Below are 18,156 nucleotides of genomic sequence, written 5' to 3' on the forward strand. Positions count from 1 at the left end.
GAGGACTTTCTCATCCTGCGTCGGGGACGCGCGTCAGTCGCCCCTCGGCTGAGCTCGTGCAGGCCCCGGTCACAGCAAGGCGTGAATTGACACCGCTGCAGCGCTTCCATCACTCTGTGTGGACCGCATGACGCGGCCGGCCTGCGGGCTGGCCGCCGCCCCCTCCTCTGAGGGGTTTGAGTGTCTAACAGAGGGCCATCGCGCGGGATCCGATCTCATACCTCCGATCTGTCGGGGGCAATAGGAGTTCCCTCATGGCCAACAACAACAACGACAACAAGGCGCGCGGCGCTCGCCGCCTGACGACCGAGACGCGCCCGGCACGCAAGACCACCGAGCTGATCGCGTACGTCGTGACCGTGCTTGCCGTCCTGGTCACCGCGCTCGTCGTCAACGACGACGGTGACAACACCGCCGACCCGTTCAGCGCCGAGCAGGCACTTCGCTACATCACGTTCCTCACCATCGGCTACATGGTGGCCCGTGGACTGGCCAAGTCGGGGTCGCGCGCCCACGGCGACGACCACGACGCCTGACAACCGCGCCCTTGGTCACGGCTGTCAGTCGTTGACCGCCCGGCCTCCCGCGGGCCACTGCTCGCACCCCAGCCTCTGAAGGACAGAACATGACGCAGGCACCACGGGGCGGCTTCCGCCTCGGACCCATCCCGCACTACTCCACCACGACGAGGAACGGCACGAGGGTGTCGTGCGGTGGTTGTTGCCTCCCCATCCCACTGGGCTGCCTCACGACCGTTGTCGCCGTTGCGGTCCCCTGGGCCGTGGCCGCACTAAGCCGCAGGCGCGCACGCTAGACGTCGTCAGTCGCCCTCGGGCTTGTGGTCCGGCCGCGGTCCACCGTGGGGGAACGAGGTCTTGGCCGGTGACTCGAGCTCCTCGCGATGACCCCGGATGAGGTCGAGGTTGCGGTCACGTAGGTGGTCGAAGTTCTGGGAGATGTTGGACCCGGGCGTGAGCGAGGCGAGCGCCGTCTTGGGGTCGAGGTGCGCCGAGACCCAGCCCTCGTGCGAGGCCGCCTTGGCGACGATGGTGGCGTTGGGCGTGACGATGTGGCTGTTGCCGAAGTAGATGACGCCCGCTGGGTCGATGCCGGTCGCGTTGGCGCCGATGAGGAAGACGTGGTTGTCATAGGCGCGCGCCCGGGAGGTGAGCTCCCAGATGTCGGCGGAGCGCAGCAGCGCCGACGGGCGGCAGATGACCTCGGCCCCCTGCACGGCCTGGATCCGGGAGAAGCTCGGGGTAGTCACCGTCGAAGCAGATGATCATGCCGATGCGCCCGAGTGCGGTGTCGCACACCGTGACCGTGTCACCGGGCGTGACCCAGCCGCCACCCGAGACCGCCTCGGTGCAGAACGGGTGCGTCTTGCGATAGACCCCGAGCAGGGTGCCGTCGGTGTCGATGAGGACGGACGCGTTGTAGATGACGCCTCGCTGCGGTCCGCGCTCGTAGGTGCCGACGCACAGGACGATCCCGAGCTCGCGGGCCACGGCCTGGAAGGGCTCGGTCATGGCGCCCGGCAGCTCGCTGACGAGGTCCCACAGCATCTCGACCGAGCAGTCGGGGGTGAAGCCGGTCGTCGCGGACTCGGGCAGCACGACCAGCTCGGCGCCGGTCTCGGTCACGCAGCGGCGCACGAAGTCGACGCAGCGCGCGATGTTGGCCTCGATGACCTGTGGCGTCAGGGAGCCGCGCACGGGGGCCACCTGGATCGCAGCGGCAGTGAAAGCACGCATCAGCGTCGTCCTCCGATCGCCCAGCCCAGCACCACACCGACGAGGGCGACGGCCCCGCCGACGAGGACTCCGGAGCCGAAGTCCCTGCTCGATCCTCCCACCCCCGGCGAGCCCGTGGAGCCGGCATACGTCGTCGTATGCCGTCCGCCCGTCTCCGCGACCGCGGCACCTGCCGCGCTTCCCGCGGGTGACTCCTCCGCCGGGCGCTCGCCGGCGATGTCGGCATCGAGCGCCGTGAACATCTGGCCGGCCATCTTGCGCGCGACCCCGGCCAACATGCGCTGGCCGACCCCTCCGATGGGTCCGCCGACGAGGGCGTCCGCCTCATAGGTGATGGCCGTGCCTCCGCCGTCGGCCCCGGCGAGGTTGACGTCGACGGTCGTCGAGATGGTGCCGGGGGCCCCCGCTCCGTCGGCCTTCATCGTGAACCGGTCGGGCTCGGTGACGTCAGTAATGGCCACCTCCCCGTCGTAGGAACCCTTGATCGCAGCGACCCCGGCCATGACCGTCATCGCGTAGCGACCGGGGGAGAGCTCGGTCAGCGACCGGCAGCCGGGGATGCTGCGAGCGAGGACGCCGGGATCGTGGACCGCCTGCCACACCTGCTCGGGGGAGGCCGCCATCGTCGCGGTTCCGGAGATCTTCATGCCTGCTCCTCGGTCGTGGTGCTCGTCGTGCTGGTCTGGCGGTGGCGGTTGCGCAGGTCCCACAGCTCGGTGGGGCTGATCGGCATCGAGCGGATCGTGAAGCCCTCGGCGTCCTCGATGGCCGACGCGATGACGGCGGTCACGGGGATCGTGCCCGCCTCACCGGCGCCCTTGATCCCCAGCGGGTTGAGGGGTGACGGGGTCTCGAGGTGGTCGGTCTCGATGTGCGGCACCTCGGAGGCGTAGGGCATGAGGAAGTCCATGAACGAGGCGTTGAGCAGCTGCCCGCTCTCGTCATAGACCATCCGCTCGTAGAGCGCCCCACCCACGCCCTGCGCGACGCCACCGTGGACCTGGCCCTCGACGATCATCGGGTTGACGACGGTGCCGCAGTCGTGGATGACGCAGTAGCGCAGGATCTTGATCTCGGCCGTCACGGGGTCGGTCTCGACGATGGCGGCGTGCATGCCGTTGGCGAAGGTCGCCTGGGTGGGCGAGTAGAAGTCCTTGCCCTCGAGACCGGGCTCGTCGTCGTCGGCGACCGGCGGCTTGTCCGGGTCGAAGGCGCCGGCGAACTGCGTGGCGGCCTTGGCGGACTCGTCGAAGGCGTAGCGCAGCGGGTTGGACATGACGGCCACGGTGGAGAGGGCGATGGACGCGTGTGGAGCGCCCTTGACGCTGATCGTGCCGTCCTCGATCTGCAGATCCTCCTCGGACACCTCGAGGGCGTCGGCGGCGATCCGCAACGCCTTGGCGCGCACCGCCTTCGCGGCGAGGGCGACGGCGTTGCCGCTCATGACGGCACCGCGCGACGCGAAGGTCCCCACTGCATACGGCATGCGCCGCGTGTCGCCGGTCGTGACGAAGACGTCGTCGATGGAGACGCCGAGCTCGTCGGCGACGATCTGGGCGAGGATCGTCTGGTGGCCCTGTCCCTGTGTCGTGAGACCCGTGGCGACGTTGACCCGCCCACTCGTCTCGACGTGGACGTGCCCACCCTCGTAGGGGCCGACGCCCGTGCCCTCGACGTAGCAGGCGATGCCGAGACCGACGGTGCGCCCCTCGGAGGCTGCCTGCGCCTTGTATGCCGCGAAGTCGTCCCAGCCCACGAGCGCCTTGAGCTTGGCGAGGGATGCGGGGAAGTCGCCCGAGTCGTACTTGAGCGGGCGCCCGTCCTGGAAGAGGAGCCCCTGGTCGTAGGGCATCTCCTCGGGCTGGATGAAGTTGCGTGAGCGCACCTCGGCGCGGTCCAGCCCCAGCTCGGCCGCGATGGCGTCCATCGTCCGCTCCATGGCGTAGCAGCCCTGCGGTCGACCCGCGCCCCGATAGGGCGTCACGAGAACGGTGTTGGTGTAGAGCGACCAGAACTCGACGCGATAGTTCTGCGGCTTGTAGGGGCCGAGCAGCTGGGTCGCGGTGATGATCGGGACGATGACGCCGTAGGGGAGGTAGGCCCCGTTGTCGTGCCAGAACTTCACGTCGAGGGCGAGCAGGCGCCCCTCGTCGTCGAAGCCGACGGTGACCTGCTGGAGCTGGCCGCGCTCGTGGGCGCTCGAGGTGAAGTGCTCGCGCCGGTCCTCGGTCCACTTGACGTCGTGGTCGAGCCGGCGGGCCGCCCAAGGGATGAGGACCTCCTCGGGCCACGGGTGCATGATCTTGACTCCGAAGCCACCGCCGACGTCGGGGGCGATGCACTCCACCTGGGCCAGCGGCAGCTGGAGCTTGGCGGCCACCGCAGCCCGCACGCCCGTGGTCGTCTGGGTCGAGGAGTGGATCCGCATGCGCTGCTCGTCGGAGTCCCAGTGCGCGAGAACGCCTTTGCCCTCCATCGGCATGCAGGCGCTGCGCTCGATCTCGAGCTCGAGGGTCAGCGTGTGCGGCGCCGCCGCCATGGCCGGCTCGACGTTGCCGACCTCCTGGAGCAGGTGGGCGGCCACGTTGCCCGGGGCGTCGTCGTGGACGAGCACGGCGCCGTCGCGGGAGGTCGCGACTCCCACGACCGGCGGGATAAACTCATAGGTGACGACGATGCGCTGCGCGGCGTCCTCGGCAAGGTAGCGGTCGGTCGCGACCACCATGACGATGGCCTCGCCGACGTGGTTGACCTCGTCCTTGGCCAGTGCGTAGCCCGTGCGTCCGGCCTCGATGCTCGGGTGCGGGATGAGCAGCGGCAGGCGGTCGGCAGCGGGGCCGTCGAGGTCCTCGTGCGTGAAGACGGCCACGACGCCGTCGATCTCGACCGCCCCGTCGACGTCGATGCCGGTGATGCGCGCGTGGGCGTGCGGGCTGCGGACGAACGCGACCTCATGGGCGTCGTGACCGAGGTCGTCGAGGTAGCGGCCGTTGCCGGTGACCAGCCTGGGGTCCTCCTTGCGGAGCACGGGCTGGCCGAACTGACGCGTGCTCACGTGTCGTCACCCCCCTCGGCCTTGAGACCGCGCTTGATCTCGGCGGCGCGCACGACGGCCTTGCAGATGTTCTGGTAGCCGGTGCAGCGACAGAGGTTGCCCGAGATCGCCTCGCGCGCCTCGTCGAGCGTCGGGTCCGGGTTCTCCTCGATGAACGCCGTGATGGTCGTGACGAACCCCGGTGTGCAGAAGCCGCACTGCAGGCCGTGGCACTCGACGAAGGCCTGCTGCACCGGACCCATCGAGTCCTGGGTGCCGAGACCCTCGACGGTCGTGATCGTGTGTTCCTGCGCGGACACGGCGAACATCAGGCACGAGCGCATCGGCTGCCCGTCGACAAGGACCGTGCAGGCACCGCACACCCCGTGCTCGCAGCCGACGTGGGTCCCGGTGAGCCGCAGGTCGTGGCGCAGGAAGTCGGACAGCAGCCGTCGTGGCTCGACCGTGCGGGTGTGGCTGACCCCGTTGACGCTCAGGGTCACCTCGACGGTGACTGCTGACCCCATGGTCATGACACTGCTCCTCTCAGGGCTCGTCGGGTGAGCTCGGCGGCGAGCATCCGGCGGTACTCGCGGGTCGCGTGGATGTCCGCCTCGGGCGCGATCCCCGCCTGGACGAGCTCCTCGACGCCCGCCCACGGTGACGAGACCGGCTGTCCCGCAACGGCTTCGGTGAGGTCGATGACGACGGGCACGTCGGTGACGGAGACGTATGCCGCCCGCGCACCTCGCACGACCGCGTCCGGCCCGTGGCCGTCCAGCTCCACCGCGATGCCGACGCCGGCCAGCGCGTAGTCGCCGTGCCGCCGGGCCGACTCGAGGAACGCCGTGCGTGTGCCGGGGGCGAAGCGGCCGAATCGCACGGCCTCGACGAGCTCGTCCTCCTCGAGCACGGTCTGCAACGGACCCTCGAAGAAGTCGCCGGCTGCGACCTCGCGCCGACCGCGCGGCCCGACGATCTCGATGACGGCGTCGGTGAGGACGGCGACGGACGGCATCTCGCCGGCGGCGTCGGCGTGCGCGATGGAGCCGACCGTGGTGCCACGGTTGCGGATTGCCGGGTGGGCCACGTTCCGGAGCGCCTGACGGAGAACGGGCAGGACGGCATACGCGTCGTCATGTCCCTCGAGGACCGCGTGCCGCACTGTCGCGCCGACCCGGACGTGGGTGTCGGTCTCGGTCACGGTGTCGAGCCCCGCGACCCGGTTGATGTCGACGAGGTGCGCCGGCTGCGCGAGACGCATGTTGAGCACCGGGATGAGGCTCTGACCGCCGGCGAGGATCTTGCCGTCGTGCCCCACCTCGGCGAGGACCGAGACGGCCTCGTCGAGGGTGCGTGGGGCGTGGTGCGTGAACGGGGCTGGCTTCACGTCGGGGGCTCAGCTCCTGTCGCGCTTGTCCTGGTAGAGGTCGTCGATGCCGTCCTCGTCACCGTAGACGCGGTCACCCGTGGCGATGGCGGTGCCTCCCGCGTTGTTGGGACCTGTGGTGCCACCCGCGCCATCGGCCCGGTTGCGGAGGTCGGCCGGGGCGATGGAGCGCGCCAGGTGGTAGGCGCCGATGGCGACAATGGTGCCCAGGGCGATGCCGCTGAGGGTGAAGTCGTCGCTGAACTTGAGCTTCACGTCGCCGATGCCGATGACGATGCCGGCCGCGACGGGGACGAGGTTGATCGGGTTGGCGAAGTCGACGCCGTTCTCCTTCCAGATCTTGGCGCCGAGCAGGCCGATCATCCCGTAGAGCACGACGGTGATGCCGCCGAGGACGCCGCCCGGCACGGAGGCGACGAGCGCGCCGAACTTGGGGGAGAGGCCGAAGAGGATCGCGACGATCGCGGCGACGTAGTAGGCCGCGGTGGAGTAGACGCGGGTGGCCGCCATGACACCGATGTTCTCGGCATAGGTCGTCGTGGGCGAGCCGCCGACGGACGAGGCGAGGATCGTGCCCACGCCGTCGGCGCCGATGGCGCGGCCCATGTCCTTGTCGAGGTTGTGGCCGGTCATCTCGGCAACGGCCTTGACGTGGCCGGTGTTCTCGGCGATGAGGGCGATGACGGCCGGGATGACGAGGAGGATCGCGCCCGTCGCGAAGGTCGGCGTGTGCCACCCGGCCACCTCCATGCCGTCGGCGCCCACCATGGTCTTGGCGGGGAAGCCGAGCCAGGCCGCGTCACCGACGCCGGAGGTGTTCCAGCGCAGGTGCTCCGTGGCCTCGGTCGCGCCGCCCAGGACGGAGGTGATCGGGCCGATGGTGTTGTCCAGGAGCCACGAGAGGAGCGTCCCGAAGATCAGCGCGAGGAAGATAGCGATGCGGCTGACGAAGCCCTTGAAGGCGACCGCGCACACGATGGTGAAGAGCATGACGAGCAGGGCCACCCACTGGTCCTGCGGCCAGTAGATGTTGGCGACGACCGGTGCGAGGTTGAAGCCGATGAGCATGACGACGGCGCCCGTGACCACGGGCGGCAGCACCCGGTGCAGGATGCTCGATCCGAGGAAGTGGATCGCCACGCCGACGAGGGCGAGCACGACGCCGGCGACGAGGATCGCGCCGGTCACCTCGGACGAGTCCCCACCCTGCGCGCGGATCGCGCCGACACCGCCGACGAACGCGGCGGACGTGCCGAGATAGCTGGGCACGCGGCCCTGGACGATGAGGAGGAAGGCGATCGTCGCGATGCCGCTCATCATGATCGCGAGCTGGGCGTTGAGACCCATGATGAGGGGGAAGACGAAGGTGGCGCCGAACATGGCGACGACGTGCTGGGCCCCGAGCCCGACGGTGCGCCCCCAGTCCAGCCGCTCGTCGGGGGCGACGACCTCGTCGGGCCCGAGCGCGCCCTCCTTCACCTTCCAACCAAGACCGAGAGCCATGTGTGTTGCCTTCCTCAGGGGACCACGTGCCGAGCGCCACGTCGTCGTGGATATGAGGACGCTAACCGCGGCGCCCCCGGGGGCATTCGTCAATCACTGACAGCGGACCGACGTGGTCCTTGGCAAGTCGACGGGCGCTCTCACGCGCCTGTCACACCGGTCATCGTGGCACGGTGTGCGGCTCCGGGGCCCAGGTCCGGAGCAACTCGCCGAGGGCGGCGATCCGAGCGCCGACGAGGGGGGCGTCGTCGGCGACCTGCGCGGCGGCAACCCGGGCCTGAAGTCCTCCCGCGTCCCCGATCGCCGTGGTCACCGCGTCGACGATCCGGGTATGCCGCCCCCACCGTCCGCTGAGCACCACCAGCTCCGGGTCGAGGAGGTAGGCGTGTGCCCGGGCGAGCTCGCCGACGGCGTCGGCGAGGGCCGTGGCCTGGCCGATGCCCCGGTCGAGGTCGTCGATCAACGCCTCGACCTCGACCGCCTTGCTGCCCTCGCGCAGGTAGCCCAGGGCCTCGACGCACTCCATGAGAGTGCCACTCACCGCTGCGCGCCGACCTGACCGTGGGACGAGGGTGCGGGAGTAGGCGATCTCGCCCGCAAGGCCGCGCGCGCCATGCATCGGTCGACCACCGCTGCTCATGGCGGCGCCCATGCCCTCGTCGAGATAGAGGTGGAGGACGTCGTCGACCCCCGTGGCGACGCCCTGCTCACGTTCGGCGAGCAGGGCCCAGCTGACGTCGTTGTCGACGACGGGGCGCACCGGGACGACGTCGGTGAGGAGCCGCACGGGGTCGAGCTCGCCCACGAGGAACGGGCTGGCCGGCAGCTCGACCACCCGTCCGGTGCGGCGGTCCACGGGGTCGGCCACCGACAGGGTGAGGGCCCGGATCGGGCCGGGGGACTCCGAGGCGAGGGCACGGCATACGGAGACGAGCGCACGCCCCAACGCGCCCGAGGTGACGGGCACGGCCAGGGCCCGCTGACGGGCGGCGAGGATGCGCCCGTCGAGGGCGACGACCTCGCCGACGACTCCCTGGGGCCCGGCCTGTACGGCAAGTGCGCACCCGGCGGCATCGTTGACCGTGAGGTAGGTGCCGGCTCGGCCCCGACCGCCCGAGGTGCGTCCTCCTTCGACGAGCACGCCGGCAGCGAGCAGGCGGGTCACGCTCTGCGACACGGTCGGCTTGGACAGCGTCGTGGTGGCGGCCACCGCGGCCCTGGTGAGCTGGCCCGCCTCGGCGACCGCGGTGAGGACGTGACGGTCGCTGAGCGAGCGGAGCAGGTCGAGCGACGGGAGATCGGCAGCCACGACCCAGCCTTTCGTTAGGAGTCCTTGCAAACTAGCAGAGGTGGGCGCTAGCCTGACGTGAGTACCAGTCAGGAGTCCTAACCAAAGGAGCGGTCCCGGATGACCACCACCCACGACGACACCCAGCCCCTGCCTCACTGGGAGAGCAAGCCCGAGGACGTCACGGGCGCCATCCGTGAGATCAAGGCGGCGCTGCGGGCGCGCATCGCCCGGAGCGGCCGAACGGTCGAGGAGCACTTCGCCGACCTCGAGGCCCGCATCTCCGCGCGCGTCGAGCAGATCAAGGCCGAACGCGCTCGCGGCGAGCAGGTGTGGCCGGTCATCGACTTTGCCGACATCGAGGCCGGCACCGTCGCACCCGAGCTGGTGGCCAAGGTCAAGGAGCGTGGATGCGCCGTCGTGCGTGGCACCTTCCCGCACGAGCAGGCGCTGCAGTGGGACCGTGACATCGTCGACTACGTCGAGCGGAACCGGTTCTTCGAGACCTACACCGGCCCGGCGGACGACTTCTTCGCGAGCGTCGGGAGCACACCCGAGATCTACCCGATCTACTGGTCGCAGCCCCAGATGGAGGCGCGCCAGAGCCCCCGGATGGCAGCGGTGCAGGGCTTCCTCAACAGCCAGTGGACGCATCAGTCGGAGGGCCGCACGTGGTTCGACCCCGACCGGGACTCGCTCTATCCCGACCGGATCCGGCGTCGCCCGCCGGGCACCGACTCCGCCGGACTCGGGACCCACCTCGACACCGGGTCGATCGACCTCTACCTGACGAGGGGCTACCAGGAGGTCTTCCGCCACCTCTTCGACGGCACCGTCGAGAGCTGATGACCCGTGGGACGCCGCTCACCGCACCGACGCGGTGAACTACCCGGCGTCGACGATGTGCTCGGCGTTCCGGACCTTCCAGGGCTGGACCGCCCTGTCCGACATGGGTCACGACCAGGGCGTGCTCCACACGGTGCCGATCCCCGAGGCGATGGCCTATCTCCTCCTCCGGCCGCTGCTCGACGACGTCCCCGACGGCGAGCTCTGCGGGGTCGCGCACAACCAGACCTTCCCCATCAGCTGGAAGTGGCACCCCTTGCTCATGGAAGCCGTCTCGGGCATTCCCGACGTGCAGGCCGGCGACACCGTGTGGTGGCACTGCGACCTCATCCACGCCGTCGCCGAAGTCGAGGACCAGGTCGGGTGGGGCAACGTCATGTACATCCCGGCCGCGCCGTGGTGCCCCCGCAACGAGGCGTATGCCGCGAGCGTGCGTGAGGCGTTCCTCACCGGTTCCAGCCCGGGCGACTTCCCGGAGGAGCACTACGAGCGCGACTGGGACGGCCGCTTCCAGGTCGAGCAGCTCAACGAGATCGGCCGCCGCGGACTCGGACTCGACGACTGAGCGCTCCGAGCGCCCGGACCACTGTGGCGGCCAGTGTCGGCGATCCGGGCGCACATCGAGGGCCATAGCCCCGAGAACCCGACACCGGCTGCGAGAGGCAGGAGGGCGTCAGACCCGGTAGCGGGTCGACGATGATGGCCCGATGCCTGAACTGGAGCTGCTCACCACGATCCGCGCGCCGGTCGCGGCGTGTTTCGACCTGTCGCTCTCCGTGGACGCCCACCGTGAGTCCATGGGCGACTCGGGTGAGCAGGCCATCGCGGGGGTCCAGAACGGGATCATGGCGCTCGGCGACGTGGTGACGTGGCGGGCGCGGCACTTCGGTGTCACCTTCACGATGACCTCAGCCATCACGGCATACGACGCTCCTCATCGGTTCGTCGACGAACAGGTGAGCGGCCCGTTCAAGCAGTGGTGGCACGAGCACACCTTCGAGCCGGCTCCCGGCGGTGGCACCCTCATGACGGACCACGTCCGGTTCAGGGCACCGCTCGGACCGCTCGGGGCGCTGGCCGAGGCGTTGGTCCTCAGCCGCTACATGCCGCGTCTGCTCGCCCAACGCAACCAGTGGCTCCGAGCCAAGCTGGAGGCGTGAGCAACCGTGTGTCGCCTGGGCTTCCAAGGCATCGGGTTGGGAACCAGCAGGCGGAGAGGGTGATCCTCACACCCCGCGCATCTGGCGGATCCGCAGGGCCAGCGACAGCGTGAGCCGCAGCTGCGGGTCGCTCGTGAAGGGTCCCAGCATCTGCTCGAGCTTGGTGATCCGGTAGCGCAGGGTGTTGTAGTGGAAGAAGAGCACCCGGGCGGTCTCGGCGACGTTGAGGTTGGTGTCGAGCAGCACCTGCAGCGTCTGGCGCAGGTCGGCATACGACGGCTGCGCGTCGGTCGCGAGCTCACCGAGCGCCTCGTCGACGAAGGCTCGCAGGTCGGCCGTGTCGGGGATGAGCGACAGCAGCCGATAGATGCCGAGCCCGTCGAAGTGCATGACCGCGGACTCGCCCTGCATCTGGCGGCCGACGGCCACCGCGCGCAACGCCTCGGCATAGGCCCGGGGGATGTCCGCGACCGAGTCGACGGGCCGTGAGACGCCGGTCGAGAAGGTCCGCCGACCGCCGCCGCCGTCACCCCGCACGACCTTGACGACCTCACCCACGGATCGCATGAGGGTCTCCTGCTCGCCCTCGCCGCCGCAGGGTGCGGGGAGCAGCGCCACGACCTCCTGGGAGAACCCGGCGACCGGCGCCTTGGGCTCACGGGTCCGCACCGCCTGGACCCAGGCCCGGACGAACCGGTCCTGGAGAGAACGCAGCTCGTCACTGTCGCGGGTCGTGTGGACGTCGTCCTCGTCGGTCTCGGCGACGACGACGACCATCCGCCGGTCGAGGGTCCACCCCAACGAGGAGGCATGGGCAATCGCCTCCTCGGGCGCGCCCACCCGCCCGACGAGGGTGTCGCGCAGGAACTCCGCGCGGTACTTGCCCTCGACGGCCGAGACCGCCTGCTCCTTGGTGATCGCCAGTGCGGCGACCGCGGCCGCGCGCTCCAACCCGTGCACGTCCGTCGTCGTGAGCACCCGGCCGGGCGTGAACACCGCGAGCAGCCCGTGGTCGGACGTCCCCGCGACGATCCGGACCATCGTGCGCTCGGACTTGACCTCACCGGGCGCGCGCACCCCGACCGGCTCCTCCTCGACGATGAGGCGTCCCGTCCGGTCGAAGCAGTCCAGCGCCATGACGGTGGCGCGGTCGGCGTCCGACCCGGCCGTGGCCACGATGCGTCCGTCGGTCGTCGTCACGAGCGTCACGCCCGGGAAGAGCCCGACGAGGGCTGCGCCGAGATCCTCGAGGGACCCGCCCGTGAGCACGGTCTGGACGAGGATGCGGTTGACCTCGTCCTCGCGGCGCAACAGCTCCGCCTGGTGGTCCACGACGCGTCGCAGCGACGCGATGGTCTCCTCTGCTGGCAACTGCTGAGCCTGAGCCGCGAGATCGTTGGCAACTTTTACCATCCGGCCACTGTAGCCACGAGAACTAGCGTTCCAAGGGTGCAACCCAGAATTGTGGCCGCGGCCTCGCCCCTCACCCGGGGCCTCCTCGCGGGTCCACGGCGACCGGCCGTGGTCCTCGCCGCCTTCCCGACGGCGCTCTACCTCGCGCTCTCCGACGAGCCCGCCGCCCACACCGACGTCCTGCCGGTGGTCACGAGCGACGCGCTCGTCCTGCCCACCGCCCTGCGCCTGGCCGGCCCGGCCCCTCACGTCTGGGGCGTGGCGCCCGGTGACGTCGTGACCGTGGGTCGTGACGAGGTCACCCTCCCGAGCCACGGCATACACGTCGTCCGCACGTGGCGACCACGCCGGGTCGTGAGCGGACCACCCCTCGTCGCGCCGTTCGACTGGGACCCGCTGCTCGCTGACCTCGGTCGTGGTGAGGGCCTCACTCCTCGGTCCGACGACGTCCTCTGCGGTGCGCTCCTCGCCGCTCGCGCCGTCGGGTTCGACCTGCCGGACGAGATCCCCGTGGGGCGCACGACGAGCCTGTCGGCCTCCCTCGTGCTCGCTGCGCGGGCCGGGTATGCCGTGTCCGCCGTCGTCGACCACGTCACCGACGCGGTGGCCGGGTCCGACGACGTCGACCGCACCCGGGAGCTCGTGCTCTCCATCGGTCACACCTCTGGCGCCGGTCTCCTCGACGGCATCGACCAGGTCCTGCTGGCCGCCCACTGCCCTCTGCTGGAAGGAATCCCGTCGTGAGCACCACCCACGTCGACGTGCGCCGAGGCGCCTACCACGACTCCGTGAGCCTGCTCCAGGTCTCGCGCACCGTCGCCGACGTCGCGGGGGTGGAGGCCGCGCAGGTGGCCATGGCGACCGAGCTCAACGTCGAGGTGCTCACCGGGATGGGTTTCGAGGTCCCTGAGGGCGCCGGGCCCAACGACCTCGTCGTCGCGGTCCGTGCCGTCGACGACGACGCCGTCGCCGCGGGCCTGGGAGCAGCCACCGCCGCCCTCGGCGCGAAGTCAGCGCCCAGTGGTGGGTTCGGTGACGCCCCGGCGCCACGCACGACGAGTGGAGCCGTGCGCGTCGGGGAGGCGGAGCTGGCCCTCATCTCGGTTCCGGGGCGGTTCGCGACCGCCGAGGCCCTCGACGCCATCAGCGCCGGCGCCTCGGTGATGCTCTTCTCGGACAACGTCCCGGTCGAGGACGAGGTCCGGCTCAAGGACGCTGCAGCCGAGGCAGACGTCCTGGTCATGGGCCCCGACTGCGGCACGGCCGTCGTCGGGGGAGTCGCGCTGGGCTTCGCCAACGTCGTCGAGTCCGGCCCCGTCGGCATGGTCGCCGCATCGGGCACCGGCGCGCAGCAGGTCATGTGCCTCCTCGACGCCGCCGGTGTCGGGATCTCGCACTGCCTCGGTGTCGGTGGACGGGACCTCAAGACCGCCGTGGGTGGCCGCTCGACACGCCAGGCGCTCGCTGCCCTGGCCGCGGACCCCGCGACGACGTCGATCGTCGTCGTCTCCAAACCACCGGACGAGGAGGTCCTTGCGGACCTCGAGGCGTATGCCGCCGGGCTGGGTCTCCCGGTCCACTGGGCCACGCTCGGTGCCGGTCGACCCGACCTCACCACCGCTCTCGAGTCGGTGCTCCGGGCCGAAGGGAGCGACACCCCGGAGTGGCCGAAGTGGCTGTCGGACAGCGACCCCGAGCCCGGCTCGGTGGGGGCAAGCCTGCGTGGACTGTTCTGCGGCGGCACCCTGGCCGACGAGGCGATGTTGTTGGCCGCCGACACGCTCGGCGACATCCGGTCCAACATCCCGTTGCGCGACGACCTCGCCCTCGGCCCGGGTCTCAAGGACGACGGGCACCTCGTCATCGACTTCGGTGACGACGCCCTGACCCAGGGTCGGGCCCATCCGATGATCGACCCCTCGTTGCGGATGGAGCGCATCGCGGCCGAGGCGCTTGATCCCACCTGCGGCGTCCTCCTGCTCGACCTCGTGCTGGGCTTCGGTGCCCACCCGGACCCCGCCGCCGAGCTGGCCGACGCGATCCGCGCGGCGAGGCAGGCAGCTCGGGACAGCGGTCGGGAGCTGCCCGTCGTGGTGTCGCTCACCGGCACCCGGGGCGACCCGCAGGACTTCGACGCCACCGGCGAGGCCCTCGCCGCCGCGGGTGCGTCCGTCTTCCTCTCCAACCGTGACGCCACCCGGCACGCCCTCACCTTCCTCGGAGGAGCTCGATGAACCAGCCCCTGCACGGACTGCTCTCCGTGGAGTCGCCGTCGGTCGCCACGGCCGGCGTCCAGCTCTTCGCCGACGCCCTGCGCGGACAGGCGGTCAAGGTCACCGAGGCCGACTGGCAGCCGCCGATGCCCGGGACCGAGGCCGACCTGGCCACGGTCATGGCGGACGCTCGACGAGCGGAAGCCAACGCGACGGCATACGCGCGCATGACGGCCTCGACCGCCGAGCTCTGCGACGTCAAGCAGGCCAAGGACGCCCTCGGCCTCGAGCGCGGCACCTTCCTCCACGCGGGACCACCCCTGGCGTGGGAGCGTGCGTCCGGGCCGATGAAGGGCGCGCTCATCGGCGCCGTCCTCTTCGAGGGTCTCGCCGACAACGCGGAAGAGGCCGAGAAGGCCCTCGCAGCAGGCAAGTTCGCGTTCGAGCCATGTCACCACCGCGACGCCGTCGGACCCATGGCTGGTGTCGTGTCGCCGTCCATGTGGATGTATGGCCTGCGCGACGAGGTCCATGACGCGTGGTCCTGGTGCTCGCTCAACGAGGGCCTCGGCAAGGTCCTGCGCTACGGCGCCTACGGCCCCGAGGTCGTCGACCGCCTGCACTGGATGACCGATGTGCTCGGCCCGATTCTCCAGCAGTCGGTGCGCGCCACCGGCCCCTTCGACATCAAGGCGATCCTGGCCCAGATGCTCCAGATGGGCGACGAGGGCCACAACCGCAACCGTGCCGGCTCGCTCATGCTGCTTCGCGAGCTGCTGCCGGGCATGATCACCGCCGACGCGAGCTCGACCGACATCGCCGAGGCCGTCCGCTTCTCCGGGGCCAACGAGCACTTCTTCCTCAATCTCGGTATGCCGGCCTGCAAGCTCGCGACGATGGCGGCACACGGCATACCCGGCTCGTCGGTCGTGACGACCATGGCGCGCAACGGCACCGACTTCGGGATCCGGGTCTCCGGCACCGGAGACGAGTGGTTCACCGGGCCGGCGAACACCCCGGAGGGTCTCTTCCTCGGCGACTACGGACCCGACGACGCCAACCCTGACATCGGCGACTCGGCGATCACGGAGACGGGCGGCATCGGCGGGTTCGCCATGGCCGCTGCACCGGCGATCGTGAAGTTCGTCGGCGGCGACGTGGCCTTTGCTCTGCGGGCGACGCAGACGATGTACGAGATCACCGTGGGCGAGCACCCGATGTTCCAGGTGCCGATCCTCGACTTCCGCGGGACCCCGACAGGGATCGACGTCGTGTCGGTCGTGCGCACCGGGATCCTGCCGCAGATCAACACCGGCATGGCCGGTCGGGTCGCGGGGACGGGGCAGGTCGGCGCGGGCCTCGTGACACCGCCGGCCGAGTGCTTCCCCGCAGCTCTCTCGGCCCTTGCGGCGCGGGGGTCGGGGCCGCGCTGAGCGTCTGGGAGAATTGACGTGTGACTGCTCAGACACTCGACGGCAAGGCCATCCTCGCGACGATCAAGGAGGAGCTCCGCGGTCGTGTCGCCGCGCTGGCCGAACGCGGGATCACGCCTGGCCTCGGCACCGTTCTCGTCGGCGACGACCCCGGCAGCCGCTGGTACGTGGGTGCCAAGCACAAGGACTGCGCGGAGATCGGCATCTCGAGCATCCGCCGCGACCTGCCCGCTGACTCCAGCCTCGACGACGTCCTCGCGGTCGTGCGCGAGCTCAACGAGGACCCGGCCTGCACCGGCTTCCTCGTGCAGCAGCCGACCGGCCTCGACGAGAACCAGATCCTCGCGGCCGTCGACCCCACCAAGGACGTCGACGGGCTCCACCCGACCAACCTCGGCTGGCTCGTGCTGGGCCAGGAGGCCCCGCTGCCGTGCACGCCCGTCGGGTGCATCGAGCTGCTCCGCCGCCACGACGTGCCGATCGCCGGCGCGCGCGTGGTCGTCGTCGGTCGCGGCATCACCGTCGGTCGCCCGCTGTCCCTCATCCTCACCCGCCGCTCCGAGAACGCGACGGTCGTCCAGTGCCACACCGGCACCGTCGACCTGGCTGCCGAGGTGCGCCGCGCGGACATCGTCATCGCCGCGGCCGGGGTCCCCAACCTCATCACCTCCAACATGGTCAAGCCCGGCGCAGCCGTCCTCGACGTCGGCGTGAGTCGCGTCGTCGAGGACGACGGCCGCTCCGTCATCGCCGGTGACGTGGCCGCTGACGTCGCCGAGGTCGCCGGCTGGGTCAGCCCCAATCCCGGGGGAGTGGGCCCGATGACCCGCGCCATGCTCCTCAGCAACGTCGTCGCGATCGCCGAGAAGCGGGCCGCGGAGCTCGTCTCGGCAGAGCACGGAGCGGGCTGATGCCTGAGACGTGGAACGACACCACGCCCACCACCGCGACCCACAAGCACCTGTTCCACTGGACGACGATCGCCCCCGTCCTGGCGCTGGTCGCCCTCGCGCTGACCTGGGGTCGCGACATCAGCGGCATCGTGGTGGCCATGGTCGCGGTGCTCCTCGGGGGCGCCGTCCTGGCCGCCGTCCACCACGCCGAGGTCGTCGCCCACCGGGTGGGTGAGCCGTTCGGCTCCCTCGTGCTGGCCGTTGCCGTCACGGTCATCGAGGTCTCGCTGATCGTCACCCTCATGCTCAGCGGCGGCGAAGGCACCTCGACCCTGGCCCGGGACACCGTCTTTGCCGCCGTGATGATCACGGTCAACGGCATCCTGGGGCTCTCGCTCCTCGTGGGCTCACGGCGCTTCGGCACCGTCCGGTTCAACGCCGAGGGCACGGGAGGCGCGCTCGCCACCGTCGCGACCCTTGCTGCGGTCTGCCTCGTGCTGCCCACCGTGACCACGGGTGAGGACGGTCCCTCGTTCACGCCGAGCCAGCTCGCCTTCGCGGCCGTCGCGTCACTGAGCCTGTATGCCGCGTTCGTCCTCACCCAGACCGTCCGTCACCGCGACTTCTTCCTACCCGTCGGTGCCAAGGGCAAGCCCATCCCCGAGGACGAGCACGCGACCCCACCCACCAACGCCGAGACGTGGACCTCGCTCGCCTTCCTGGTCCTGTCCCTCGTCGCCGTCGTCGGGCTGGCCAAGGTCGAGTCGAAGTCGATCGAGGAGGCCGTGGCGGCCGCCGGGCTCCCGCACTCGTTCGTCGGTGTCGTCATCGCCCTGCTCGTGCTGCTGCCCGAGACACTCGCCGCGGTCAACGCCGCCCGGCGTGAGCGCATCCAGACCAGCATCAACCTGGCCCTCGGCTCCGCCATGGCGAGCATCGGCCTCACCATCCCGGTCCTGGCGATCGCCACCATCTGGATCGACACGCCGCTGCACCTCGGGTTGGACGCGACCCAGATCACCCTGCTGGCCATCACCATCGTCACGGGGGTGCTCACGGTCGTGCCGGGACGGGCCACCCGCCTCCAGGCGAGCGTGCACCTCACTCTCTGTGCGGCCTACCTGTTCCTCGCCGCCGTCCCCTGAGCGGCAGCGGGTCCAGCCCCCTCCAGGAACCGACCAGGCCCGCACCCCCCAGGGAGGGGGCACGGGCCCTGTGCCTGACAGGTC

18 protein-coding genes are annotated in these 18,156 nt (G+C 70.6%); 9 read left to right on the forward strand and 9 right to left on the reverse strand.

All coding sequences use genetic code 11. From position 1 onward, the window contains the following. The first annotated feature begins 254 nt into the window (after positions 1-254). Positions 255-536 (forward strand): hypothetical protein, encoded by a 282-nt coding sequence (locus tag ACZZ98_RS13000; RefSeq protein WP_463516631.1) that lies wholly within the window; start codon positions 255-257, stop codon positions 534-536. A gap of 284 nt (positions 537-820) precedes the next feature. Here ACZZ98_RS13000 and ACZZ98_RS13005 read toward each other — a convergent pair whose 3' ends face one another. The 8 genes from ACZZ98_RS13005 to ACZZ98_RS13040 all read right to left on the reverse strand — a co-directional run bounded on the left by ACZZ98_RS13005 (position 821) and on the right by ACZZ98_RS13040 (position 8,990). After that, a complete protein-coding gene (locus ACZZ98_RS13005) occupies positions 821-1,234 on the reverse strand; it encodes a carbon-nitrogen hydrolase family protein (protein WP_463516632.1) in 414 nt (137 codons plus the stop codon). Then, positions 1,146-1,754 carry a carbon-nitrogen hydrolase family protein gene (locus ACZZ98_RS13010; RefSeq protein WP_463516633.1) on the reverse strand — a complete coding sequence of 203 codons (609 nt, stop codon included), beginning with the start codon at positions 1,752-1,754 and terminating at the stop codon, positions 1,146-1,148. Before ACZZ98_RS13010 ends, ACZZ98_RS13005 begins: the two co-directional genes overlap by 89 nt. Next, entirely contained in the window at positions 1,754-2,401 is a 648-nt protein-coding gene (locus ACZZ98_RS13015) for an SRPBCC family protein (protein ID WP_463516634.1), read from the reverse strand. The genes ACZZ98_RS13010 and ACZZ98_RS13015 overlap by 1 nt, the downstream gene beginning before the upstream one ends. Then, positions 2,398-4,809 carry an aerobic carbon-monoxide dehydrogenase large subunit gene (gene cutA, locus ACZZ98_RS13020; RefSeq protein WP_463516635.1) on the reverse strand — a complete coding sequence of 804 codons (2,412 nt, stop codon included), beginning with the start codon at positions 4,807-4,809 and terminating at the stop codon, positions 2,398-2,400. The genes ACZZ98_RS13015 and cutA overlap by 4 nt, the downstream gene beginning before the upstream one ends. After that, the gene (locus ACZZ98_RS13025; RefSeq protein WP_463516636.1) at positions 4,806-5,321 is read right to left on the reverse strand and encodes a (2Fe-2S)-binding protein; all 516 of its coding nucleotides are present in this window, start codon (positions 5,319-5,321) and stop codon (positions 4,806-4,808) included. Before ACZZ98_RS13025 ends, cutA begins: the two co-directional genes overlap by 4 nt. After that, a complete protein-coding gene (locus ACZZ98_RS13030; protein ID WP_463516637.1) occupies positions 5,318-6,178 on the reverse strand; it encodes an FAD binding domain-containing protein in 861 nt (286 codons plus the stop codon). Before ACZZ98_RS13030 ends, ACZZ98_RS13025 begins: the two co-directional genes overlap by 4 nt. Positions 6,179-6,187: 9 nt before the next feature. Then, complete coding sequence (locus ACZZ98_RS13035; RefSeq protein WP_463516638.1) at positions 6,188-7,681, reverse strand: uracil-xanthine permease family protein; 1,494 nt, start codon at positions 7,679-7,681, stop codon at positions 6,188-6,190. A gap of 160 nt (positions 7,682-7,841) precedes the next feature. Further along, entirely contained in the window at positions 7,842-8,990 is a 1,149-nt protein-coding gene (locus ACZZ98_RS13040) for an ROK family protein (RefSeq protein ID WP_463516639.1), read from the reverse strand. 99 nt (positions 8,991-9,089) lie between these two features. On the opposite strand from ACZZ98_RS13040, the gene ACZZ98_RS13045 reads away from it, so the two are divergent. From ACZZ98_RS13045 to ACZZ98_RS13055, 3 genes are all read left to right on the forward strand, one after another. After that, positions 9,090-9,815, forward strand: coding sequence for a YbiU family protein (locus tag ACZZ98_RS13045; protein WP_463516640.1), 726 nt, complete (start codon positions 9,090-9,092; stop codon positions 9,813-9,815). A gap of 34 nt (positions 9,816-9,849) precedes the next feature. Next, on the forward strand, positions 9,850-10,380 hold the full coding sequence (locus ACZZ98_RS13050; RefSeq protein WP_463516641.1) for a YbiU family protein: 531 nt from the start codon (positions 9,850-9,852) through the stop codon (positions 10,378-10,380). Positions 10,381-10,522: 142 nt separating this feature from the next. After that, positions 10,523-10,975, forward strand: coding sequence for an SRPBCC family protein (locus ACZZ98_RS13055; protein WP_463516642.1), 453 nt, complete (start codon positions 10,523-10,525; stop codon positions 10,973-10,975). A gap of 66 nt (positions 10,976-11,041) precedes the next feature. Here the strand turns inward: ACZZ98_RS13055 and ACZZ98_RS13060 are convergent, their stop codons facing one another. Next, on the reverse strand, positions 11,042-12,388 hold the full coding sequence (locus ACZZ98_RS13060) for a PucR family transcriptional regulator (protein WP_463516643.1): 1,347 nt from the start codon (positions 12,386-12,388) through the stop codon (positions 11,042-11,044). A 36-nt stretch (positions 12,389-12,424) separates the two neighbouring features. Between ACZZ98_RS13060 and ACZZ98_RS13065 the strand changes: the two genes are divergently transcribed. Genes ACZZ98_RS13065 through ACZZ98_RS13085 form a run of 5 tightly spaced genes read left to right on the forward strand, consistent with a single transcriptional unit; the run spans position 12,425 to position 18,072 of the window. Then, a complete protein-coding gene (locus tag ACZZ98_RS13065; RefSeq protein ID WP_463516644.1) occupies positions 12,425-13,132 on the forward strand; it encodes an oxamate carbamoyltransferase subunit AllH family protein in 708 nt (235 codons plus the stop codon). Then, entirely contained in the window at positions 13,129-14,622 is a 1,494-nt protein-coding gene (locus tag ACZZ98_RS13070; RefSeq protein ID WP_463516645.1) for an FdrA family protein, read from the forward strand. The genes ACZZ98_RS13065 and ACZZ98_RS13070 overlap by 4 nt, the downstream gene beginning before the upstream one ends. Continuing rightward, positions 14,619-16,034 (forward strand): YlbE family protein, encoded by a 1,416-nt coding sequence (locus tag ACZZ98_RS13075; RefSeq protein WP_463516646.1) that lies wholly within the window; start codon positions 14,619-14,621, stop codon positions 16,032-16,034. Before ACZZ98_RS13070 ends, ACZZ98_RS13075 begins: the two co-directional genes overlap by 4 nt. 20 nt (positions 16,035-16,054) lie before the next feature. Beyond that, positions 16,055-16,945, forward strand: a complete 891-nt coding sequence (locus tag ACZZ98_RS13080) for a bifunctional methylenetetrahydrofolate dehydrogenase/methenyltetrahydrofolate cyclohydrolase (RefSeq protein WP_463516647.1) — start codon at positions 16,055-16,057, stop codon at positions 16,943-16,945. After that, entirely contained in the window at positions 16,945-18,072 is a 1,128-nt protein-coding gene (locus tag ACZZ98_RS13085; RefSeq protein WP_463516648.1) for a calcium:cation antiporter, read from the forward strand. Before ACZZ98_RS13080 ends, ACZZ98_RS13085 begins: the two co-directional genes overlap by 1 nt. The last annotated feature ends 84 nt before the right edge of the window (positions 18,073-18,156 follow it).

This window comes from Knoellia sp. AC549 (assembly GCF_979258975.1).